Below are 21,813 nucleotides of genomic sequence, written 5' to 3'. Positions count from 1 at the left end.
CATGACCGCCCCATTGCCAGGCCACACGGCCAGCAACCTGAGCCGTGTCGCAACGCCGCCTTTGCTCAAGGTGGATAACCTCAGCCTCGAATACCGCACCGCGCAACGCGTGGTGCGGGCCACCCATCAGGTCAGCTTCGAAGTCGACCGCGCTGATCGTTTTGTACTGCTCGGCCCCTCCGGCTGTGGCAAGTCCACCCTGCTCAAAGCCGTGGCCGGTTTTATCCAGCCGCAAGAAGGGCAGATTCTGCTGCAGGGCCAGACAGTGCGTGGCCCAGGCCCCGACCGCATCGTGGTGTTTCAGGAGTTCGACCAGTTGCCACCGTGGAAAACGGTGAAGCAGAACGTCATGTTTCCGCTGCTGGTGTCTGGCCAGCTCAAGCGCGCAGAGGCGGAGGAACGGGCACTGCATTATCTGGAAAAGGTCGGTCTGGCCGCCTTTGCCGATGCTTATCCACACACGTTGTCCGGTGGTATGAAGGCACGTGTGGCAATTGCCCGGGCCTTGGCCACCCAGCCCAAGATCCTGTTGATGGATGAGCCGTTCGCTGCCCTGGATGCGCTGACCCGGCGCAAGATGCAGGAAGAGCTGTTGCTGCTGTGGGAGGAGGTGCGGTTCACCCTGTTGTTCGTCACCCACTCCATCGAAGAAGCACTGGTGGTTGGCAACCGTATCCTGCTGTTGTCGCCGCACCCGGGGCGGGTGCGTGCCGAAGTGCACAGCCACCAGTACAACCTGGGCAGCCTGGGTGGTAGCGACTTCCAGGCCAGTGCCCGGCGTATTCACCGTTTGCTGTTCGACGAGGCGGATACCCCGGAACAGGCTGACGACCTTGGCTTCAACGATATCCGCATCGCCTACTGACAGGAGCTTCAGCCATGACCACTACACCTGTACGCCAGGAATACGAGGTGCAGCTGGAGCCCTTGCTCAGTGTGCCTGTAGAACGCCAACTCCCCTTGGTGCAGCGCTTGTGGCAGCAAGGCTGGCTGCGCAAGGCGGTTATCCTGCTGGTAATCGCCATGCTGTGGGAGGCCGTAGCCCGTTATCAGGGTAACGACCTGCTGCTGCCAGGCTTCTTGCAAACCGCCGCCGCCCTGTGGGACGGCCTGGCCAGCGGTGAACTGCCCGCCAAAGTCGGGGTTTCGCTGGTGATACTGCTCAAGGGCTATGTGCTGGGTATCGTCCTGGCCTTTGGCCTGACCAGTCTGGCGGTTTCGACCCAGCTGGGCCGGGACCTGCTAGGTACGCTGACGTCGATGTTCAACCCGTTACCGGCCATTGCGCTGTTGCCACTGGCCTTGCTGTGGTTCGGGCTGGGCGACAACAGCCTGATCTTCGTGCTGGTGCATTCGGTGCTGTGGGCGTTGGCGCTCAATACCTACGCCGGTTTCCTTGGTGTGTCGGAAACGCTGCGCATGGCTGGCCGCAACTATGGCCTGAAAGGGCTGCGGCTGGTGTTGCACATCTTGGTGCCGGCGGCCTTGCCGTCGATCCTGTCGGGGCTGAAGATCGGCTGGGCGTTTGCCTGGCGTACCCTGATCGCTGCCGAACTGGTCTTTGGTGCCAGCAGCGGCAAGGGCGGGTTAGGCTGGTACATCTTCCAGAACCGTAACGAGCTGTATACCGACAAGGTGTTTGCCGGGTTGGCGGTGGTGATCCTGATCGGGTTGTTGGTGGAAGGGCTGGTGTTCAACACCCTGGAGCGGCTGACTGTGCGGCGTTGGGGAATGCAGCGTTGACCTGAACCGGCCCTATCGCCGGCAAGCCAGCTCCCACAGGAAAGCCAAAAACCTCAAGACCTGTGGAGTACCTGTGGGAGCTGGCTTGCCGGCGATAGGGCCAGTTCAGGCTATACAGTCTGGTACTGCGCAGCTGCATTACTGAGGATCTTGCCAATTTCCTCGCGCAACCCCGCAGGCTGCTCCACCACCACCCCATCCCCATGGCTCAACAGCCACCAGCGCAATGGCCAGCCATCGTTCACCGTGGCCCGCAACCGATGCCCATGCTCCAGCGCCGTCAGCTGCATATCGTTGCTCAACGGTGCAACCCGCAACTGCCGCGCCAGTGCGTCGCTGATCCGCGCCACCAGCTCCACACCTTCACCCTGCACCGGTTGCAACGCGTCCCCCCGCAGGTGCGTCAGCAAGTCGAAATTACCGCGCAATTCACCCACCGCACTTGCCGACCAGTGCCAGCCGAACGGGATGCTCTTGTCATTGCGTTCCAGCGGAAATATCAGCGAAAGCTCGTTGAGGTCACGCTCGACCGTGCGTTTGCTGACCGTGAAGCCCACGTCACGCAGGCGCCACACCAACTCGGCGCTGGTTATGCCTGGGGAGCGGCTGGGCAGCTGGCGCAGCAGTGCCCACTGTCGGCTGAGGGTGGCGCGGGTGGTGGCGAACGGCAAAAGATAACGTCCTTGTCTAGGCTTGCCGCAATAGGATGGCGGCACGCGAGGGGCATGGCAATTGGCCACAGCCTGCTCAGATCAAGGAAGTCGCATTTGGTTGCCTGGTACCGAATCGTTCGCGACAGGTTTTGACGTGACGTCACGCAGAATCACGCCTCATCACAGCCGAAGGTTGGGGTTGTGCGTCGTTCAATGAGGATGAACATGTCTGCTGCCAGCAATATCCATTCGCTGCTTGCCCGCCTTCTGCCCGAGCGGGTCATCGCTCCACCGACCCCCGTCGGGAGGCGGCTACCCCTGTTCGCCGGCGTGGGCTTGCCCAGCCAGCGCTCATTGCTGGTCAACCGCCTGGATGAGGCCAGTGATCTGCAGGCGGTATACGTCGACCTGCGCCGTCAGGCGTTGCAAGGCAGTGTGGCGGCGCTGAACGACCTCGGCTGGATCTGGCTCAACGGAAAGTACTGGCGCGCCGATACCGTGCTGGCCGGTCACCTGCTGCGCATGGCTGCTCTGCAGGGCAATGCCGCCGCCTGGTTCAATCTCGGGCAGCAGCATTATTTTGGCAAAGGCATCGACCCCTCCTATGTGCAGGCGGCGGAGTGCTACCGGCAGGCCTTCGAACGGGGCATGTTGCATGCGGCTGCAGCATTGGGTGACCTGTATGAGGAGGAAGTGTGCGATGGCGACCAGGATTGGCAGGTCGACCTGGTGCAGGCTTACCAGTGGTTCATGCGCGGGGCCGAGCGGGGTGAGGCACGCTGCCGTTTCGAGGTGGGTTACCGGCTGATGCACGGGCTGTATGTGGATGCCGACCTCAAGGCTGCGTTGTACTGGCTGGAGCTGGCGGCAGCGGCGGGGGTGGTACAGGCAGCCGAGGAGCTGGCGGTGCACTTCAGCAGCCGGGACGCGGTGCGCTACCAGGAGTGGCGGGACCGGGCGGTGCAGATGGGTAGTACATTGGCCCTGACCATGAAACTGGAAGATCAGATTCAGCCCTGAGTTTTCTGTAGCTTGTGCCGGCCTCTTCGCGGGCACGCCCGCTCCCACAGGAAAACCACAAGGCTCAGGATTTGTGGGGTACCTGTGGGAGCGGGCGTGCCCGCGAAAGGGCCAGCACAGGCTGGAAAATGAACAACAATTCATTCATGCCCCCCGTCGCCCCCTGTTGACGACAGGGGGAGGGCAAGGCGTATATTGATAGTTAGCAAACTATGAATATCCTTGGTTCCTTCCATGTCCCTTGATCTCCTGCGCCTGCAAGTCAGCAGCGGCATGGTGGTTGCCGCCCGCCACTGGCGGCGCATCTGCCACACCGCCCTGACCGGTTACGGTATTTCCGAGGCCTGCGCCGCGCCTCTGCTGATGATCGTGCGCCTGGGTGATGGCGTGCATCAGGTGGCTGTTGCCCAGGCTGCCGGCCTCGAAAGCCCGTCGCTGGTGCGCCTGCTCGACCAACTGTGCAAGGCCGGCCTGGTATGCCGCAGCGAGGACCCACTGGACCGCCGCGCCAAAGCCCTGAGCCTGACCGCCGAAGGCCGCGCCCTGGCCGAAGCCATTGAAGCCGAGCTGGTGCGCCTGCGTCGCGATGTGCTGAACGGCATCGACCAGGCCGACCTGGAAGCTGCCTTGCGCGTGCTGCGTGCCTTCGAAGCGGCCGGCCTGGGCAGCACGGGCGGGGCGGCATGAACGGTTTCTTCAGCTCAGTCCCCCCGGCGCGTGACTGGTTCTACGGCGTGCGTACCTTCGCGGCCTCCATGATCGCCCTGTACATTGCGCTGCTCATGCAGTTGCCACGTCCCTATTGGGCGATGGCCACGGTGTACATCGTCTCTAGCCCGTTCGTCGGCCCGACCAGTTCCAAGGCCCTGTACCGCGCCGTGGGCACACTGTTGGGGGCCGGTGGCGCGATTTTCCTGGTGCCACCACTGGTGCAGTCGCCGTTGTTGCTGAGTATCGCCATTGCCTTGTGGACGGGCACCTTGCTGTTCCTGTCGCTGAACCTGCGTACGGCCAACAACTACGTGCTGATGCTGGCCGGTTATACCCTGCCGATGATTGCGCTGGCGGTTGTGGATAACCCGCTGGCAGTGTTCGACGTGGCATCGTCCCGGGCGCAGGAAATCTGCCTGGGTATCGTCTGCGCGGCAGTGGTCGGTGCCATTTTCTGGCCGCGCCGGCTTGCCCCTGTGGTGGTTGGCGCCACCGGTAGCTGGTTCACCGAAGCGATCCGCTACAGCGACACCTACCTGGCCCGCGAAGTCAGTGCCGACAAGGTTGGTGGCATGCGCGGGGCGATGGTCGCCACCTTCAACTCGCTGGAGCTGATGATCGGCCAGCTCGGCCATGAAGGCGCCGGCCCGCATACGCTGAAAAACGCCCGTGAGTTGCGCGGGCGCATGATTCACCTGCTGCCAGTGATCGACGCCCTTGATGACGCACTGGTTGCCCTGGAAGGCCGCGCCCCGGCGCAGTTCGTTCAGCTTCAGCCAGTGCTTGAGGCTGCCCGCGAATGGCTCAAAGGCACTGCCGAAAGTGCTTCGGTCGCACGCTGGACCGCACTGCATGAACAGATCGATCGCCTGCAGCCCGGCGCTGCTGCCCTCGACCAACGTGCCGAGCTGCTGCTGTCCAACGCCCTGTACCGTCTGAGCGAATGGGCTGACCTGTGGCAGGACTGCTGTACCCTGCAACATGCCCTGCGTACCGACGATGCCAAGCCTTGGCGCGCGGTGTACCGCCACTGGCGCCTAGGCCGCCTGACGGCGTTCTTCGACCGTGGCCTGATGCTGTATTCAGTGGCCTCCACCGTACTGGCGATCGTTGTCGCCTGCGGCCTGTGGATCGGCCTGGGCTGGAACGACGGCGCCAGCGCGGTGATCCTCGCCGCTGTGTCGTGCAGCTTCTTTGCCGCCATGGACGACCCGGCACCGCAGATCTACCGGTTCTTCTTCTGGACGCTGATGTCGGTCATCTTCTCCAGCCTGTACCTGTTCCTGGTGCTGCCCAACCTGCACGACTTCCCGATGCTGGTGCTGGCCTTCGCCGTGCCGTTCATCTGCGTCGGCACCCTGACCGTGCAGCCGCGCTTCTACCTGGGTACCTTGTTGACCATCGTCAACACCTCGACCTTCATCAGCATCCAGGGCGCCTACGACGCCGACTTCTTCACCTTCCTCAACTCCAACCTGGCCGGCCCCGTGGGCCTGTTGTTCGCGTTCATCTGGACCTTGGTAATGCGCCCGTTCGGGGTGGAACTGGCGGCCAAACGCATGACCCGCTTCGCCTGGCGCGACATCGTAGAAATGACCGAACCCGCCACCCTGGCCGAGCACCGCCAGGTGGGTGTGCAAATGCTCGACCGCCTGATGCAGCACCTGCCGCGGCTGTCGCAAACCGGCCAGGACAGCGGCGTGGCACTGCGCGACCTGCGCGTAGGGCTAAACCTGCTCGACTTGCTCGCCTACATGCCGCGTGCCGGCCAGCAAGCCCGCGAACGCCTGAACACGGTGGTCGAGGAAGTTGGCGCACACTACGCCGCCTGCCTGCGTGCCGGTGAACGCCTGCATGCCCCGGCCGCACTGCTGCGCAACATGGAGCGCGCACGCCTGGCGCTGAACCTGGATGAACTGTACGAGCGCGGCGATGCCCGCACCCACCTGCTGCATGCCCTGAGCGGCTTGCGACTGGCGCTGCTGCCGGGTGTGGAAGTGATGCTCGAACCCGCCGAACAACCGCAACTGCCCCCCGGCCTCGACGGAGCGCCCCTGTGATTGGTGAACTGGATATCAGCGGGGTGTTCCTGCCCACGCTGCTGGTGATGATGTTTGGCACCTACCTGTTGTTCCTGGGGGTGCATGCGGTGCTGGTGCGCCTGCACTTCTACCGCCTGGTCTGGCACCGGGCGTTGTTCAACGTTGCCCTGTATGCCGTGCTGCTTGGCGCGGTGGACCACTTTTGCCGAAACCTGATGCTGCCATGAAAAAACCTTTGCTGACCTTGGGCCGTGTGGTCCTGACCTTGCTGGTAGTGACCTTCGCCGCCGTGCTCGTGTGGCAGATGGTGGTGTACTACATGTTTGCCCCCTGGACCCGCGACGGCCACATTCGCGCCGACGTGATCCAGATAGCCCCGGATGTGTCCGGGTTGATCCAGAAGGTCGAGGTGCGCGACAACCAGACCGTCAAACGCGGCGACGTGCTGTTCACCATCGACCAGGACCGCTTCACCCTGGCCCTGCGCCAGGCCAAGGCCACCCTCGGCGAGCGCCAGGAGACCCTGGCCCAGGCCTCGCGCGAAGCGCAGCGCAACCGCAAGCTGGGCAACCTGGTGGCCGCCGAGCAACTGGAAGAAAGCCAGTCCCGCGAGGCCCGCGCCCGCTCGGCTGTGAGCGAGGCTCAGGTGGCGGTCGATACCGCCCAGCTCAACCTCGACCGCTCGGTGGTGCGCAGCCCGGTTGACGGCTACCTCAACGACCGCGCCCCGCGTAACCACGAATTCGTCACCGCCGGCCGCCCGGTGCTGTCGGTGGTCGACAGCGCTTCGTACCACGTCGATGGCTACTTTGAAGAAACCAAGCTGGGCGGTATCCAGATCGGTGATGCCGTGGACATCCGCGTGATGGGTGACAACACCCGCCTGCGCGGCCATGTGCAAAGCTTCGCTGCCGGCATTGAAGACCGCGACCGTAGCAGCGGCGCCAACCTGCTGCCCAACGTCAACCCGGCGTTCAGCTGGGTGCGCCTGGCCCAGCGTATTCCGGTGCGCATCGCCTTCGACGAAGTGCCGGCAGACTTCCGCATGATTGCCGGGCGCACCGCCACGGTGTCGATCATCGAGGGCCAGCACCCATGAAACAGCTGATCCTGGCCGGCCTGTGCCTGTCGCTGGGGGCCTGCATGATGGTGGGCCCGGACTATGAGGTGCCGAAGGACGCGGCGGTACAACGCAGCGACCTTAACGGCCCGTTGCGCCAGGATGCCGACAGCGTGGTCTCGGCACCGGTGCCTGAGGACTGGTGGCAGCTGTATCAGGATCAGCGGCTGAACGAACTGGTGCGCCAGGCTTTGAGTGCCAACACCGAATTGCGCGTAGCCGCCGCCAACATCGCCAAGGCCCGCGCGCAGGTCGAAGTGGCCGAATCGCAAGGTGGCTTCAACGGCGGCGTCAAACTGGGTGCCCAGCGCCTGCAGGAGTCGGGTGAAGCCTTCCTGCTGCCCGAGAAGGTGCCGGTGGCCAACATCGGCGAGGCCATCATCAGCTCTTCGTACCAGTTCGACCTGTGGGGCACTTTCAAGCGCGGTACCGAGGCTGCCAAGGCCAATGCCGACGCAGTGCAGGCCGCTGCCGACACTGCCCGCATCACCCTGGTGGCGGATGTGGTCAAGGCTTATACCCAAGTGTGCTCGGCCAACGAGGAATACCACATCGCCCGCGAGTCGCTCGATTTGCAGGAGCAGAGCGTGAAGCTGAACCAGCGCCTGCGCGATGCCGGCCGTGGTGATGAAACCCAGGTCACCCGGTCGCAAACCCAGTTCAAATCGTTGCGTGCCGAACTGCCGCGTTTCAAGGCCGAGCGCGAGACCGGCATGTATACCCTGGCGGCTCTGCTGGCCAAGCCTGTTGACCAGTTGCCTGCCGGCACCGCCGATTGTGCCGAGCTGCCGCACCTGAACCAGCTGGTGCCAGTGGGCGATGGCGCCGCGTTGCTCAAGCGCCGTCCCGATGTGCGTCAGGCTGAACGTCAACTGGCCGCAGCCACCGCTTACATCGGCGTTGCCACTGGCGCGCTGTACCCGGATATCAGCATCGGCGCCCAGGTCGGCACCATCGGCATCCTGGAGAACCTGGGTGAGCCCGCGACCAACCGCTGGGGCGTCGGCCCGCAGATCAGCTGGACCATCCCTACCAACGGCACCCGTGCGCGCATTCGCATGGCCGAAGCCTCTACCCAAGCGGCCTTGGCGAACTTTGATGGCGTGGTGCTGAACGCCATTCGCGAAACCCAGACCCGCCTGGCGCAATACAGCGCGCTGCTGGACCGGCGCGATGCGCTGGCCGAGGCAGAAAAATCGGCCAAGGAAGCGGCGGACCAGACGCACCGGTATTACCAGGCGGGGCGTGAGTCGTTCCTGGCGGATTTGCAGGCGACGCGTACCTATACCGATATGCGCGCGCAGTTGGCGACGGCCAACAGCCAGGTGGCGATGGGGCAGATTGGGGTGTTCCTTGCCCTCGGTGGTGGCTGGAAGGATACCGCCAGGCCTTGAGGCCCAATCGCCGGCAAGCCAGCTCACAAGTCCTGTGTATCTCCGCTCCATCAGATTTGTAGCAAGATTTTTCATGAAATCCGCCCAGCACCCTTGAGGGAAGCCAAGTCGGAGTGAACAATGTTCTCTTTCGCATTCCCTCCGAGACTGGCCATGAAAACCCGTTCCCGTCTGCTTGCCTGGCTTCTGTGGCCGGTGCTGGCGCTGTGCAGCACCATGGCGATGGCCGAAGCCCCCGCCGAGGCCGCCAAGGCCTTGCACCTGCTCGATTACATCGGCGCCGACTACCCGCCGACTGTGCGCGATGGCAAGGTGATCGACGATGGCGAATACCGTGAACAACAGGAGTTCAGCACGGTATTGGCCGACCTGGTGAAGGCCTTGCCGGCAAACGCCGAGCAAGCGGGCCTGGAGCAGGGCGTCCAGGCGTTGAGGTTGGCTATCGACCAGCGCCAGGACGGCGCGTCCGTCGCCAGGCAGGCCCGGCAGTTGGGTGCTCGCCTGGCAGTTGCTTATGAAGTCAGCCAGGCTCCGGTGATCACCCCGGACCCGGCCCGCGGTGCTGCCCTTTATGCGCAAAACTGCTCAATCTGCCACGGCGACACAGGCGCAGGCGATGGCCCAGCGGGCGTAGGATTGGAACCTGCCCCGGCCAACCTGCGTGATGCCGCCCGCCTCGACCAGTTGAGCCTGTTCGACCTCTACAACACCCTGGCCCTCGGCATCGACGGCACCGAAATGCCGTCCTTTGCCGATCAGCTTGACGACCGTCAGCGTTGGGATGTGGCCGCCTACATCGCCAGCTTCTCGGCCAACCCGCAGGCTGCCAAAAGCGACAAGACCTGGAACATCGCCGATCTGGCCCGCCAGACTCCGGCCGAAGTCGCTGCAAACGAAGGCGCGGCGGTGCTGGAGGCGTTCCGCGCCCAGCGTGCCCAGCCGCCGCAGGTCAAGCGTGGCCCGGCGCAATTGCTGGAGTACACCGCCAGCACCTTGGACAAGAGCCTGACCGCCTACCGCGCAGGTGACCATGACCAAGCCTATGACCTGTCGGTGGCAGCCTACCTGGAAGGCTTTGAGCTGGTAGAAAGCTCGCTGGACAACATTGACACTCAGGTGCGCAAGGACACTGAAAAATCCCTGATGGCCTATCGCCAATCGCTGCAGGACGGGCTGCCCGTGGTCCAGGCCGAGCAACGGCTGGCCGAAGCCAAGACCAAGCTCGACCAGGCCGCGAAGCTGTTGGGCAGCGATGGCTTGAGCTGGTCGCTGAGCTTTATCTCCGGTTTGCTGATTCTTCTGCGCGAAGGCCTTGAAGCCATTCTGGTTCTGGCGGCGATCCTGGCCTTCCTGCGCAACACCGGCCAGCAGTCGGCGGTGCGCAGCGTCAACATTGGCTGGGGCCTGGCGCTGGTTGCCGGCTTTGCCACCTGGGCGCTGGCCGCTTACGTGATCGATGTGGGTGGGGCCCAGCGTGAGTTGCTGGAAGGTTGCACGGCGTTGTTCGCTGCAGTGATGGTGCTGTGGCTCGGCGTGTGGATGCATGACCGACGCCACGCCGCAGCCTGGCAGAACTACATCAAGAGCAGCCTGGTCAGTGGCGGGGGGCGTTTCGGCTTCGCCTTGCTGGCGTTTTTCTCGGTGTACCGCGAACTGTTCGAAGTGATTCTGTTCTACGAAACCCTGTGGCTGCAGGCAGGCCCTGCCGGGCACCAGGCGGTGCTGGCGGGTGGCGCCACGGCGCTGGTGCTGTTGGTGGGATTGGCCTGGGTGATTCTGCGTGGCTCGGCCAAGTTGCCGCTTTCACTGTTCTTCAGCATCAACGCCGCGCTGCTGTGCGCGCTGTCGGTGGTGTTTGCCGGGCATGGCGTGAAAGCGCTGCAAGAGGCCGGTGTACTGGGTACGCGGCCGGTGGCGTTCTTCGAGTTCGACTGGCTTGGTATTCATGCCGATGCCTACTCGCTGTCGGCGCAGGCGGTGGCCTTGCTGGCCATCATGTTCCTGTATGGGCGCTCGCGGTTGGCGGAAAAGCGCAGGGCGGCGGCCAACTGAGGCCGCCATCCTGAGAAACCTATTTGATCAGGCAGGTTGTGGTGCCTTGAGAATGTTCTGCAGCAGCTGGACACTTTCAACGGCGTCATGACCCAGGCTGGTCAGGTAGCCGCCATCGGGTTGATCGGTCAGCCCTTTTTCATGCAGGCGTTGCGCAGCCGCGATCAGGGCAGGGGCGGCGGTGCTGGTTATCTTGATGCCTTCCTGGCTGCTGTCGTGTTTGAACAGCGCGAGTACTTCCAGTTCGTCGATCAGATCGGGGGTAAAAGGCATGGCGGCTCCTGACTTCCAGACAAGGATGGCGGCACCGTCAGCGGTGCCTGACCTTGGAGTGTAGTCGGATTATTCGTCCTCGCTTTGATCCATCTCAGGCGGCAGTTCAGGCAGCGCCCGCAAAGCGTTCTCATACCACTCGCCGTTGAACGCGCGGTCTTCTACCAGCATGTTGTCGATCTCGAAGGCCAGCACATGGGCCATCAGGTTGAGGATGTCCTCGCGCTCGTAGCCAACCAGGGTCAGCTTGTTGAACGTGGCCTTGGCGGCTGGCGGCTCGCCGCTTTCGATCTGGTTCTCGATGGCCTGGGTCAGCGTTGCCTCGGCGAAGGCTTCGTCGTCGTCATTATCGATGTCGGTGGGCTCGCTCATGGCGGTACTCCTGTGATGGGATGCACAGTGTGCCACGCCTGTGGCGGCAATGCCCGGGCATTGACGGGGTGCATGACGCTGGTCAGGGGCGGGCGTACGGTCTATAAAACCCGGGCCAACCCCTTACGGCCTGGAGGCTGTTACCTCATGCTCAAGCTTTACGGATTCTCGGTCAGCAACTACTACAACATGGTCAAGCTGGCCCTGCTGGAAAAAGGCCTGCCCTTCGAGGAAGTCGCATTCTATGGCGGCCAGGCGCCACAGGCGTTGGCAGTGAGCCCACGCGGCAAGGTGCCAGTGCTTGAAACCGAACACGGCTTCCTGAGTGAAACCAGTGTGATCCTCGACTATATCGAACAGACCCAAGGCGGCAAGGCACTGCTGCCGGCCGACCCGTTCGGGCAGGCCAAGGTGCGTGAGCTGCTCAAGGAAATCGAGCTGTATATCGAGCTGCCAGCGCGTACTTGCTATGCCGAATCGTTCTTCAGCATGTCGGTTGAGCCGCTGGTCAAAGAGAAAGCCCGGGCCGATTTGCTGGCCGGATTCGCAACCCTCAAGCGTAACGGTCGCTTTGCGCCGTTTGTAGCAGGCGAGCAACTGACGCTGGCAGACCTGATGTTCTGCTTCTCGGTCGACCTGGCTTATGCCGTGGGCAAAAAGGTGCTGAACATCGACTTCCTTGCGGACTTTCCGCAGGGCAAGGCGTTGCTGCAACTGATGGGCGAGAACCCACACATGGCGCGGATCGTGGCGGACAAGGAGGCGGCGATGCCAGCCTTCATGGAGATGATTCGAAGCGGTAAACGCTAAAAGCAGGGGCTGCTTCGCAGCCCATCGCCGGCAAGCCAGCTCCCACAGGTACAGTGCAACTTTCAAGGAAAGTGCCGTCCCTGTGGGAGCTGGCTTGCCGGCGATCGAGGGCAAAGCCCTCGCAATGGGCCTTAGCGCGAAGCCAGCAGGCTCTTGCCGCGCACAACCGCCGCACGCACCTGCGCCGGCGCCGTACCACCAATGTGGTCACGGGCATTCACCGACCCTTCCAGGGTCAGCACGGCAAACACGTCCTGCTCGATCTGGTCGCTGAACTGGCGCAGTTCGTCCAGGCTCATCTCGGCCAGGTCCTTGCCGGTGTCCACGCCATACTTCACCGCGTGACCAACGATTTCGTGGCAGTCACGGAACGGCAGGCCACGGCGCACCAGGTAGTCGGCGAGGTCGGTGGCGGTGGAGAAGCCGCGCAGGGCCGCTTCACGCATGATGGCATGCTTGGGCTTGATCGCCGGGATCATGTCGGCAAAGGCACGCAGCGAGTCACGCAGGGTGTCGGCGGCGTCGAACAGCGGCTCCTTGTCTTCCTGGTTGTCCTTGTTGTAGGCCAGCGGCTGGCCTTTCATCAGGGTCAGCAGGCCGGTCAGGGCGCCGAACACGCGGCCGCTCTTGCCACGTACCAGCTCTGGTACGTCCGGGTTCTTTTTCTGCGGCATGATCGAGCTGCCGGTGCAGAAGCGGTCCGGCAGGTCGATGAACTGGAACTGCGCGCTGGTCCACAGCACCAGCTCTTCGGAGAAGCGTGACAGGTGCATCATCGCCACGCTGGCAGCGGCGCAGAATTCGATGGCGAAGTCGCGGTCCGACACGCCGTCCAGCGAGTTGCCGGCCACGGCTTCGAAGCCCAGCAGCTTGCAGGTGAGTTCGCGGTCGATCGGGTAGGTGGTGCCCGCCAGCGCGGCGCTGCCCAGGGGCATGCGGTTGGTGCGCTTGCGGCAGTCGACCAGGCGCTCGTAGTCGCGGCTGAGCATTTCGAACCAGGCCAGCAGGTGGTGGCCGAAGGTGACCGGCTGGGCCGTCTGCAGGTGGGTGAAACCAGGCATGATGGTTTCGGCTTCACGCTCGGCCTGCTCCAGCAGGCCCTGCTGCAGGCGGGTGATTTCGGCCAGGATCAGGTCGATTTCATCGCGCAGCCACAGGCGGATATCGGTGGCCACCTGGTCGTTGCGGCTACGGCCGGTGTGCAGCTTCTTGCCGGTGATGCCGATACGGTCGGTCAGGCGTGCTTCGATGTTCATGTGCACGTCTTCGAGGTCGACGCGCCAATCGAAGTTGCCAGCCTCGATCTCGCCCTGGATGGTTTTCAGGCCATCGATGATGGTGTCGCGCTCGGCATCGCTGAGCACGCCGACCTGCGCCAGCATGGTGGCATGGGCGATCGAACCCATGATGTCGTGGCGGTACAGGCGCTTGTCGAAATCGACCGAGGCGGTGAAACGGGCGACGAAGGCGTCGACGGGCTCACTGAAGCGGCCGCCCCAGGACTGATTGGTCTTGTCGGTGCTCATGGATTCACTCATTGCAGGCGTGAACGAAAAAGTGGCGCCGATGATAGCAGGGTTGGGCTGGCCGCCGCAGGGCGCTGGTCGAGAGAAATGCCCGGAAAATGGTGGTGAACGATTTTAAGGAATGAACGGCAGTGTTCCACGGACCGTCTACAGTTGGACAGAGGACTGGCAGTGAATCTGCCGGCCGAGTGAATCTTTGGCCATCGCACCGGTCTAGAGCGTGACCGCAGTGTCGCTCGAACCACACCTGTCTACGCTATACCTGTGCGAGACTCATTCAGGAATCCAGCGCAATTATGAATGTCCTGATCGTTGATGACGAACCCCAAGGCCGTGAACGGCTTAGCCGGCTGCTCGGCGAACTGGAGGGTTACACCGTGCTGGAGCCTAGCGCCACCAACGGCGAGGAGGCCCTGGCGCTGATCGAAAGCCTCAAGCCCGATGTGGTCCTGCTGGACATCGGCATGCCAGGCCTGGATGGCCTGCAGGTTGCCGCACGCTTGTGCGAACGCGAGGCGCCGCCGGCGGTGGTGTTTTGCACCGGGGATGATGAATACGGTGCCGAGGCATTCAAGGACAGTACCCTCAGCCATGTGACCAAGCCGTTCCAGGCCCAGGCGTTGCGCGATGCCTTGCGCAAGGCCGAAAAACCCAACCGCGCCCAGTTGGCGGCGCTTACCCGGCCGGCCAATGAAGGTGGCGGCCCGCGTAGCCACATCAGTGCCCGCACGCGCAAAGGTATCGAACTGATTCCTTTGCCCCAGGTGATCTATTTCATTGCCGACCATAAATACGTGACCTTGCGCCATGAGGCCGGGGAGGTGCTGCTCGACGAGCCGCTCAAGGCCCTGGAAGACGAGTTTGGCGAACGCTTCGTGCGGATCCACCGCAATGCGCTGGTGGCCCGTGAACGTATCGAGCGCTTGCAGCGCACCCCGCTGGGGCATTTTCAGTTGTACCTGAAAGGCCTGGACGGTGATGCCCTGACCGTCAGCCGTCGGCATGTGGCTGGCGTGCGCAAGATGATGCAAACCCTCTGATTCGGCGCCCGCATGGCAAGGGCTGCGCCCTTGTTCGCGGCTAAAGCCGCTCCTACAGGTACGGTGCCGCTCCGAAGGCGGTGATTAGCCTGTGGGAGCGGGTTTACCCGCGAAGGGGCCCTCAGCTGATCCACATCTGCTAGCGATACCGGCGATGCTGTTATCATCGGCGGTATTTCTCTGGATCGGTGCGTTTCATGTCCACTCGCGAAATCCGCATTGCCACCCGTAAAAGTGCCTTGGCCCTGTGGCAGGCCGAATACGTCAAAGCCCGCCTCGAGCAGGCTCATCCCGGTCTGCTGGTGACCCTGGTGCCCATGGTCAGCCGTGGTGACAAGCTGCTCGATGCGCCGCTGGCCAAAATCGGCGGCAAGGGCCTGTTCGTCAAGGAACTGGAAACTGCCCTGCTGGACAACGAAGCCGACATCGCCGTGCATTCGATGAAGGACGTGCCTATGGACTTCCCCGAAGGCCTGGGCCTGTACTGCATCTGCGAGCGCGAAGACCCACGCGATGCCTTCGTTTCCAATACCTTCGACAGCCTTGAAGCGCTGCCTGCCGGCAGCATCGTCGGCACCTCCAGCCTGCGCCGCCAGGCCCAGTTGCTGGCGCGCCGCCCAGACCTGCAAATCCGCTTCCTGCGAGGCAACGTCAACACCCGCCTGGCCAAGCTGGATGCTGGCGAGTACGACGCCATCATTCTCGCTGCAGCCGGCCTGATCCGCCTGGGCTTTGAAGACCGCATCACCTCCACCATCAGCGTCGATGACAGCCTGCCGGCTGGCGGGCAGGGTGCGGTGGGTATCGAATGCCGCAGCGCCGACGTCGAGATCCACGCGCTGCTGGCGCCACTGCACCATGCCGACACCGCCGACCGGGTAGTGGCCGAACGTGCCCTGAACAAACGCCTGAATGGCGGCTGCCAGGTGCCGATCGCCTGCTACGCGGTGCTCGAAGGCGACCAGCTGTGGCTGCGTGGCCTGGTCGGTCAGCCTAGCGGCGGTACTTTGTTGGTGGCCGATGCCCGCGCCCCCCGCTCTGCCGCTGAAACGCTCGGCGTACAGGTAGCCGAAGACCTGCTGGGTCAGGGCGCCGAGGCCATCCTCAAGGAAGTCTACGGCGAGGCCGGCCACCCGTGAGCCAATGGCGCCTGTTGCTGACCCGCCCTGCCGAGGACTGCGCAGCACTGGCGCAAAGCCTGGCGGCAGCGGGGGTGGGCAGCAGCTGCATGCCGCTGCTGGAGATAGAGCCCGTCACCGTGCCGGCCCGGCAACGCCTGTTGCTGGAAGGCCTGCATGGCTTCCAGGCGATCATCGTGGTCAGCAAACCTGCCGCCCGGCTGTTGCTTGAGCAACTGGCCGAGGCCGGTTTGCAGCCGCCACGGCAAGGCTGGTTCACCGTGGGCGAGGCCACTGCCGCAGTGTTGCAGGAGAAAGGCCTGGGGGTGAGCTGCCCGCCGCGTGGCGATGACAGCGAAGCCTTGCTGGCGCTCCCGGCCCTGCGCCAGGCCGTTGCCATGCCTGCGCCGCGTGTGTTGATCGTTCGCGGCGTCGGAGGTCGCGAACTGCTGGCAGAGCGTCTTGCAGAGCAAGGTGCTAGTGTCGAATATCTGGAACTGTATCGTCGCTGCCTGCCGGCTTATCCGGCGGGCACCCTGAAGCGTCGCATCGAAGCGGAACGCCTCAATGGCCTGGTGGTCAGCAGTGGGCAGGGTTTTGAACATTTGCAGCAGCTGGCCGGCGCCGATTGGCCGCAGTTGGCACAGTTGCCGCTGTTCGTGCCCAGCCCCAGGGTCGCCGAGCAGGCCAGGGCCGCCGGGGCCCAACAGGTTGTGGATTGCCGTGGCGCCAGTGCCACGGCCTTGCTGGCAGCCGTGCAGCGCAGCGCTGCACCTGCCTCTTAAGGCGCTAAGCTGAACGCGATGCGCCCCCATGCAAAGGATGGATACGTGAGCGAGACTGTCTTGTCCAATAACGATCAGCCGTCGGCACAGGCGCCGTCGGAACCCGTCACCGCCCCACCCGCCAAGCGCTCCGGCAGTGGCCTGGCAGCGCTGGCCTTGCTGCTGGGTGCAGCCGGGGTGGCGGTAGGTGGCTGGGGTGTCTGGCAGGTACGCCAACTGCAAGGCAGTGAGTTCAACCAGGGCCAGCACATCGAAGCGCTGAACCAGCGCGCCGAAGCCCTGCAACAGCGCGAACAGCAAATCAGCGCGCAATTGGCCAGCCTGCCGGCTGCCAGCGAACTGGAAGACCGCCGCCGCCTGGTGGCGCAGTTGCAAGGTGACCAGCAACGCCTCAGCCAGCGCCTGGAAACCGTACTTGGCGAGAGCCGCAAGGAATGGCGCCTGGCCGAGGCCGAGCACTTGCTGCGCCTGGCCACCCTGCGCCTGTCGGCGCTACAGGACATCACCAGCGCCAAGGCCCTGGTCGAGGGCGCTGACGAAATTCTGCGCGAACAGAGCGACCCGGGTGCCTTCGCCGCCCGCGAACAACTGGCACGCAGCCTGGCCACGCTCAACAGCACCCAGCAGCCAGACCGTACCGGCCTGTTCCTGAAGCTGGCCGCTCAGCGCGAGCTGGTGCAGCAGCTCAGTGCCCAGTCCCCCGAGTTTGCCAGCAACGCCGATGCACTCGGCGCCCTGACTGCCGACGGTGATGGTGCCAGTCGCCTGTCGCAGTGGTGGGCAGAAATCTCCAAGTACTTCCAGATCGACTTCAATGCCGATGACAACGTGCGGCCGTTGCTGGCCGGGCAGCAACTGAACCAGCTGCGCCTGGCCCTGAGCCTGACCATCGAGCAGGCCCAGTGGGCCGCACTCAATGGTGATGCCAAGGTTTACACCCAGGCGCTGGACGACGCCCGTAGCGTACTGTTGGCCAACTTCAACGCCGACAACCCACAAAGCAAGGCCATGCTCGACAGCCTGAATGCCCTGGCCGATCAGCCGGTGTCGGTGGTTACCCCCGACCTCAGCGAGAGCCTGGCGGCCGTGCAGGCTTACATTCAGCGCCGCCACTTGCCGGCCGAGGCTGAAGGGGGCAAGCCATGAAGCGTGTCTACCTGCTGGCTGTGCTGGCGATTGTGGTCGCTGCGGCGTTGGGGATCGCAGTCGCCAAGCACAGCGGCTACGTGCTGATTTCCTATGGTGGCTTCCGCTATCAGTCGGGGCTGTGGGCGGCCTTGGCCGGCCTGCTGGCCGTGGTCGCACTGCTGTGGTTGTTGCGTTACCTGGTTGGCCTGGTGCTGACCTCCAGCGGCGTGGTCAACCCGTGGTCGCGGCGCAACCGTAGCCGGCGCATTCGCGTGGCCATCGAGCAGGGCCAGCTGGACCTCGCCGAAGGCCGCTGGGCCAGCGCCCAGCGCCACTTGCACCGTGCCGCCGAGGCCGAGCGTCAACCGCTGCTGTATTACCTTGGTGCAGCGCGTGCCGCCAACGAGCAAGGCCGCACCGAAGACAGCGACAACCTGCTGGAGCGGGCGCTGGAGCGCCAGCCGCAAGCGGAACTGGCCATTGCCCTGACGCATGCCCAGTTGCAGATGGACCGTGGCGAAAGTGACGGGGCCCTGGAAACCCTGCTGGCCATGCAGGAGCGTCACCCGCACAACACCCAGGTGCTGCGCCTGCTGCAACGTCTGCACCTGGAACGTGGTGACTGGTCGGCCCTCATCCGCCTTTTGCCCGACCTACGCAAGGGCAAGGTACTGCCGCCCGCCGAGCTGGCTGCCCTTGAACAACGCGCCTGGGGCCAGAACCTGAGCCTGGCCACCACCCGTGGCGAAGATGCACAAAGTGCGCGTCAGGCCCTGGAGCGAGCGTGGCAGCAATTGACCGCAGCCCAGCGTCAGGAGCCACAGCTGGTGCTGGCATACGCCGAGCAATTGCGCCAAGTGGGCGCGCAGAGCGAGGCCGAACAGGTGCTGCGCACTGCGCTCAAGCGTGAATACGAAAGCCACCTGGCCCGCTTGTACGGGTTGGTGCGCGGTGATGACCCGGCGCGCCAGCTGCAAGCCGCCGAAGGCTGGCTCAAGGCTCATCCGCAAGACGCCAGCCTGCTGCTGACCCTGGGCCGCCTGAGCCTGCAGAACCGCCTGTGGGGCAAGGCACGTGACTATCTGGAAAGCAGCCTGCGCATGGAGCGCAACCCCGAGGCCTGTGCCGAACTGGCCCGCCTGCTTGCTGGCCTGGGCGAGACCGAGCGCAGCAACCAGCTGTTCCAGGAGGGCCTCGGCCTGCTGGACGAACGCCTGCTGGCCCTGCCGTTGCCAGAAGGCGTACGCGCCTGACCCACCCCAAAGCCCGCGCCAAGGTGCGGGCTTTGGAGGTTGGTAATTTATCTACGCCTGCACGTTGGCGCTGCAATCCCTTTCTTCAGTCACCTCCTACCACCACTCTGGAAATTTCCTACACGATTCAGCGACTTGTCGTTGCTGTCGCGCCTTGAAACAAAGCGCGTCTTTCCTCTACCGTTTCAAGCCACTCCATCTTCCCCGGGACCTTCACCGCCCATGCTGCCGGCCCGTTTGCGCTCCTTTTTCCTTCCTGCCTGCCTGGCCGCACTGGCGGTGCTGGCTGCGTCTTTCCAACTGGAAAACATGCCAGGGCTGGTGCCGTGCCCCTTGTGCTTCAGCCAGCGTTTGCTGCTCGCGGCGTACGCGTTGCTGTGCCTGGGGGCTGTGCTGCAGGCGCCAGGCTTGCAGGGCATCCGCCAGTACGCGCGGGCGACGCTGGGCTGCTCGCTGGCCGGTGCGTTGCTGGCGGCGCGGCATGTCTGGTTGCAGGGCGCTGGTGCGGTCATCCATGTATGCCCGGTGCCGATTGGGCGGGTGTTCGAGCAATCCTGGGGCGAGGCGGCGCGGCAACTGTTGCTGGGTGGCCCGGATTGCAACTCGCTGACCTGGAGCTTTCTCGACCTGACGCTGCCCGAGTGGAGCCTGCTGGCCTTCCTGCTGCTGGCGACGCTGCCCTTGAGTTGCCTGCTGGCGTATCGTTTCCGCACCCTGGCAAGAACTTGACCTGGCGCAAGGTTGCGTCATGAGTACGACCAATGGCGATGTAACGGGGTATTAAACACTTGTATGAACTTTGTGTGCTGCGTACCTTGATGGGCAGCACGCGCGGGAATAATCTCGCAGCACGTATACCGAAAACACAACTGCTCGATGCCGTCCTGCTGATGTCACCTTTGTGCTGCGCGGTCGTGGTGCGAGGTGCAGCGGCATCTACCCAGAAGGGAAGAGATCGCCATGCTCGATAGTTGTCAGAATGCTCAGGAACGCTGGGGTGGGGTTCACAAGCTGATCGACCGTTGGCTGGAGGAGCGCCAGGAACTGGTGCAGGCTTTCCGCGCCCTGCGCGATGTGAAGCCGGCCTTCGCCGACAAGGATACGCACGGGGACTTCTGCGCACTCCTTGTCGACTACGTTTCGGCGTGGCACTTCGAGGTCAGCGAACAGTTGGTCAGCGAAGCCAAGGCGTTTGGCGATACGCGCGGCCTGGAGCTGGCTACGCAGATCAATCCCCGTATTGATGACAGCACCCAGATTGCGCTGGCCTTCAACGACCATTGTGCAAAGGCCGAGTGCTCGGACCCGGAACGATTCGCCGAGAAGCTGGCGAAGTTGGGCGCCTTGCTGCACGAGCGCTTCGAACTTGAAGACTGCCTGATCGAAGTGCTGCACACCGCGCACAAGGAAGAGGGCGCAGTCGAGGCCTGAAGGTTGGCGTCAGTCGCCAACCGCCAGCAGCTCGATCTCGAATACCAGAGGTGTATAGGGTGCGATCAGGTCACCCGCTCCTTCGGCGCCATAGGCTTGCGCTGAAGGAATCACCAGGCGCCATTTGGCGCCCGCGTGCATCTGCGGCAGGGCCACCTGCCAGCCTTCGATTACCGAATCCAGGTTGAACCACTGGGGTGTCTGGTTCTGGTCGAACACCGAGCCATCCGGCAACCTGCCCACATAGCGAACCTGCACTTTGCCGCCTGCTTTGGGCTGCGCGCCCGTGCCTGCCTGCAGTTCACTGTAGAGCACACCCTCCGGTAGTTCGTGTACACCATAACGCCCACGCTCATTGGCCATGAAGCGTGTTTCGGCTGCCCGCAGTTTCTGCGTGTCGGCATCACCTGCCTGTGCTTCATGCTGCTGGAGTACAGCCTGCATGCGTGCCTTGTCCAGCTTCAGTGGTTGGCCCTGATAGGACTGCTTCAGGCCTTCGACCAGTGCATCCAGTTGCAAGCCCGGCATCTCTTGGCGTAACCGCTCACCCAGGCTTGCGCCCAGGCTGTAGGCCAGGTCGTGCTCGTCACTGTCGGCCATGGCGATGGGGGCCAGCAGGCATAAACCTAATACAAGATATCGAGGCAACACCCTGGCTCCCAAAGATCAGCAATGATTAATTCAGCAACTACACTTTCACGCAGCTGCAAGATAACAACTTTGCCCAGGCATGCAACGCGGCGTCACTATTACGGTCAACATGCCCTAGCGGCGGTAGCAGCAGAAGCATAGTATGAGCCGCAATCTCGTCAGCCAGGAGGTAAACCATGTCGGCCAAAAAGAAGCCAGTAAGTACGCCGTTACACCTGCTCCAGCAACTTTCGGGCAGCCTGCTCGAACACTTGGAAGAGGCCTGCTCGCAAGCGCTGGCTGATGCGGAAAAACTGCTGGCCAAGTTGGAAAAGCAGCGTGGCAAAGCGCAGGAAAAACTGCACAACGGCCGCCTGAAATTGCAGGATGCCGCGAAGGCAGGTAAAGCCAAGGCGCAGACCAAAGCGCAAAAAGCCATCGGCGAACTTGAAGAGCTGCTCGATTCCCTCAAGGAACGCCAAACCCAGACCCGCTCTTATATTCAGCAACTCAAGCGTGACGCTCAAGACAGCCTCAAGCTGGCCCAGGGCGTAGGCAAGGTTCGCGAGGCCGCAGCCAAAGCGCTGGATTCGCGTGCTGCCAAAACCAGCAAGCCGGCTGCAGCCAAACCTGCGGCGAAGCCAGCTGCCAAAGCGACTGCTGCTGCCAAGCCTGCGGCGAAGCCAGCCGCCAAAGCGACTGCTGCTGCCAA

Annotated in this window: 23 protein-coding genes; 18 read left to right on the top strand and 5 right to left on the bottom strand. The window is 63.5% G+C overall.

Annotation, left to right across the window (positions count from 1 at the left end):
* The first annotated feature begins 1 nt into the window (after window position 1).
* Both N436_RS22075 and N436_RS22070 read left to right on the top strand, forming a co-directional pair.
* Window positions 2-865, top strand: a complete 864-nt coding sequence (locus N436_RS22075; protein ID WP_016714392.1) for an ABC transporter ATP-binding protein — start codon at window positions 2-4, stop codon at window positions 863-865.
* A 14-nt stretch (window positions 866-879) separates the two neighbouring features.
* Window positions 880-1,743 (top strand): ABC transporter permease, encoded by an 864-nt coding sequence (locus tag N436_RS22070; RefSeq protein ID WP_060499481.1) that lies wholly within the window; start codon window positions 880-882, stop codon window positions 1,741-1,743.
* 110 nt (window positions 1,744-1,853) lie between these two features.
* Here the strand turns inward: N436_RS22070 and N436_RS22060 are convergent, their stop codons facing one another.
* Window positions 1,854-2,414, bottom strand: a complete 561-nt coding sequence (locus N436_RS22060) for a WYL domain-containing protein (protein WP_110741940.1) — start codon at window positions 2,412-2,414, stop codon at window positions 1,854-1,856.
* Window positions 2,415-2,621: 207 nt separating this feature from the next.
* Here N436_RS22060 and N436_RS22055 point away from each other — a divergent pair, with 207 nt between their 5' ends.
* The 7 genes from N436_RS22055 (at window position 2,622) to N436_RS22025 (ending at window position 10,735) form a co-directional block, all read left to right on the top strand.
* On the top strand, window positions 2,622-3,416 hold the full coding sequence (locus N436_RS22055; RefSeq protein ID WP_016714395.1) for a tetratricopeptide repeat protein: 795 nt from the start codon (window positions 2,622-2,624) through the stop codon (window positions 3,414-3,416).
* A gap of 234 nt (window positions 3,417-3,650) precedes the next feature.
* Window positions 3,651-4,103, top strand: a complete 453-nt coding sequence (locus N436_RS22050; RefSeq protein WP_060499478.1) for a MarR family winged helix-turn-helix transcriptional regulator — start codon at window positions 3,651-3,653, stop codon at window positions 4,101-4,103.
* The gene (locus N436_RS22045; RefSeq protein WP_105947443.1) at window positions 4,100-6,187 is read left to right on the top strand and encodes an FUSC family protein; all 2,088 of its coding nucleotides are present in this window, start codon (window positions 4,100-4,102) and stop codon (window positions 6,185-6,187) included. Before N436_RS22050 ends, N436_RS22045 begins: the two co-directional genes overlap by 4 nt.
* Window positions 6,184-6,396 carry a DUF1656 domain-containing protein gene (locus N436_RS22040; protein WP_003255905.1) on the top strand — a complete coding sequence of 71 codons (213 nt, stop codon included), beginning with the start codon at window positions 6,184-6,186 and terminating at the stop codon, window positions 6,394-6,396. Before N436_RS22045 ends, N436_RS22040 begins: the two co-directional genes overlap by 4 nt.
* Window positions 6,393-7,268: an HlyD family secretion protein gene (locus N436_RS22035; protein WP_019097418.1), complete on the top strand. Its 876-nt coding sequence runs from the start codon at window positions 6,393-6,395 to the stop codon at window positions 7,266-7,268. The genes N436_RS22040 and N436_RS22035 overlap by 4 nt, the downstream gene beginning before the upstream one ends.
* Entirely contained in the window at window positions 7,265-8,683 is a 1,419-nt protein-coding gene (locus tag N436_RS22030; RefSeq protein WP_110741939.1) for an efflux transporter outer membrane subunit, read from the top strand. The genes N436_RS22035 and N436_RS22030 overlap by 4 nt, the downstream gene beginning before the upstream one ends.
* Window positions 8,684-8,803: 120 nt before the next feature.
* The gene (locus N436_RS22025) at window positions 8,804-10,735 is read left to right on the top strand and encodes a cytochrome c/FTR1 family iron permease (RefSeq protein ID WP_110741938.1); all 1,932 of its coding nucleotides are present in this window, start codon (window positions 8,804-8,806) and stop codon (window positions 10,733-10,735) included.
* 27 nt (window positions 10,736-10,762) lie between these two features.
* Here the strand turns inward: N436_RS22025 and N436_RS22020 are convergent, their stop codons facing one another.
* Complete coding sequence (locus tag N436_RS22020) at window positions 10,763-11,008, bottom strand: TIGR02647 family protein (protein ID WP_016714401.1); 246 nt, start codon at window positions 11,006-11,008, stop codon at window positions 10,763-10,765.
* 69 nt (window positions 11,009-11,077) lie between these two features.
* The gene (locus N436_RS22015) at window positions 11,078-11,380 is read right to left on the bottom strand and encodes a hypothetical protein (protein ID WP_110741937.1); all 303 of its coding nucleotides are present in this window, start codon (window positions 11,378-11,380) and stop codon (window positions 11,078-11,080) included.
* A 147-nt stretch (window positions 11,381-11,527) separates the two neighbouring features.
* Here N436_RS22015 and N436_RS22010 point away from each other — a divergent pair, with 147 nt between their 5' ends.
* Entirely contained in the window at window positions 11,528-12,190 is a 663-nt protein-coding gene (locus N436_RS22010) for a glutathione S-transferase (RefSeq protein WP_105947437.1), read from the top strand.
* Window positions 12,191-12,321: 131 nt separating this feature from the next.
* On the opposite strand, the gene argH is transcribed toward N436_RS22010, so the two are convergent.
* Complete coding sequence (gene argH / locus N436_RS22000) at window positions 12,322-13,716, bottom strand: argininosuccinate lyase (protein ID WP_110741935.1); 1,395 nt, start codon at window positions 13,714-13,716, stop codon at window positions 12,322-12,324.
* 296 nt (window positions 13,717-14,012) lie between these two features.
* On the opposite strand from argH, the gene N436_RS21995 reads away from it, so the two are divergent.
* The 7 genes from N436_RS21995 (at window position 14,013) to rsd (ending at window position 20,471) form a co-directional block, all read left to right on the top strand.
* The gene (locus N436_RS21995) at window positions 14,013-14,756 is read left to right on the top strand and encodes a LytTR family DNA-binding domain-containing protein (protein WP_015268539.1); all 744 of its coding nucleotides are present in this window, start codon (window positions 14,013-14,015) and stop codon (window positions 14,754-14,756) included.
* 197 nt (window positions 14,757-14,953) lie between these two features.
* Window positions 14,954-15,895 carry a hydroxymethylbilane synthase gene (gene hemC / locus N436_RS21990; protein ID WP_016714405.1) on the top strand — a complete coding sequence of 314 codons (942 nt, stop codon included), beginning with the start codon at window positions 14,954-14,956 and terminating at the stop codon, window positions 15,893-15,895.
* Window positions 15,892-16,659 (top strand): uroporphyrinogen-III synthase, encoded by a 768-nt coding sequence (locus N436_RS28815; protein WP_256590005.1) that lies wholly within the window; start codon window positions 15,892-15,894, stop codon window positions 16,657-16,659. The genes hemC and N436_RS28815 overlap by 4 nt, the downstream gene beginning before the upstream one ends.
* Before the next feature lie 45 nt (window positions 16,660-16,704).
* The gene (locus N436_RS28810) at window positions 16,705-17,805 is read left to right on the top strand and encodes a uroporphyrinogen-III C-methyltransferase (RefSeq protein ID WP_182408776.1); all 1,101 of its coding nucleotides are present in this window, start codon (window positions 16,705-16,707) and stop codon (window positions 17,803-17,805) included.
* Entirely contained in the window at window positions 17,802-19,040 is a 1,239-nt protein-coding gene (locus tag N436_RS21980; protein WP_110741934.1) for a heme biosynthesis protein HemY, read from the top strand. The genes N436_RS28810 and N436_RS21980 overlap by 4 nt, the downstream gene beginning before the upstream one ends.
* Window positions 19,041-19,262: 222 nt before the next feature.
* Window positions 19,263-19,769, top strand: coding sequence for a disulfide bond formation protein B (locus tag N436_RS21975; protein ID WP_105947434.1), 507 nt, complete (start codon window positions 19,263-19,265; stop codon window positions 19,767-19,769).
* 231 nt (window positions 19,770-20,000) lie between these two features.
* Window positions 20,001-20,471, top strand: a complete 471-nt coding sequence (gene rsd / locus N436_RS21970) for a sigma D regulator (protein WP_110741933.1) — start codon at window positions 20,001-20,003, stop codon at window positions 20,469-20,471.
* A gap of 9 nt (window positions 20,472-20,480) precedes the next feature.
* On the opposite strand, the gene N436_RS21965 is transcribed toward rsd, so the two are convergent.
* Entirely contained in the window at window positions 20,481-21,119 is a 639-nt protein-coding gene (locus tag N436_RS21965) for an FKBP-type peptidyl-prolyl cis-trans isomerase (protein WP_110741945.1), read from the bottom strand.
* A gap of 179 nt (window positions 21,120-21,298) precedes the next feature.
* On the opposite strand from N436_RS21965, the gene N436_RS21960 reads away from it, so the two are divergent.
* On the top strand, window positions 21,299-21,813 hold a 515-nt coding region (locus N436_RS21960), incomplete at its 3' end, for an AlgP family protein (RefSeq protein WP_218277684.1).

Source organism: Pseudomonas sp. RV120224-01b (genome assembly GCF_003208145.1).
Classification (GTDB): domain Bacteria; phylum Pseudomonadota; class Gammaproteobacteria; order Pseudomonadales; family Pseudomonadaceae; genus Aquipseudomonas; species Aquipseudomonas monteilii.
Note: the sequence above shows the minus strand (reverse complement) of the source record. Positions and strands in the feature narration are given on the sequence as shown.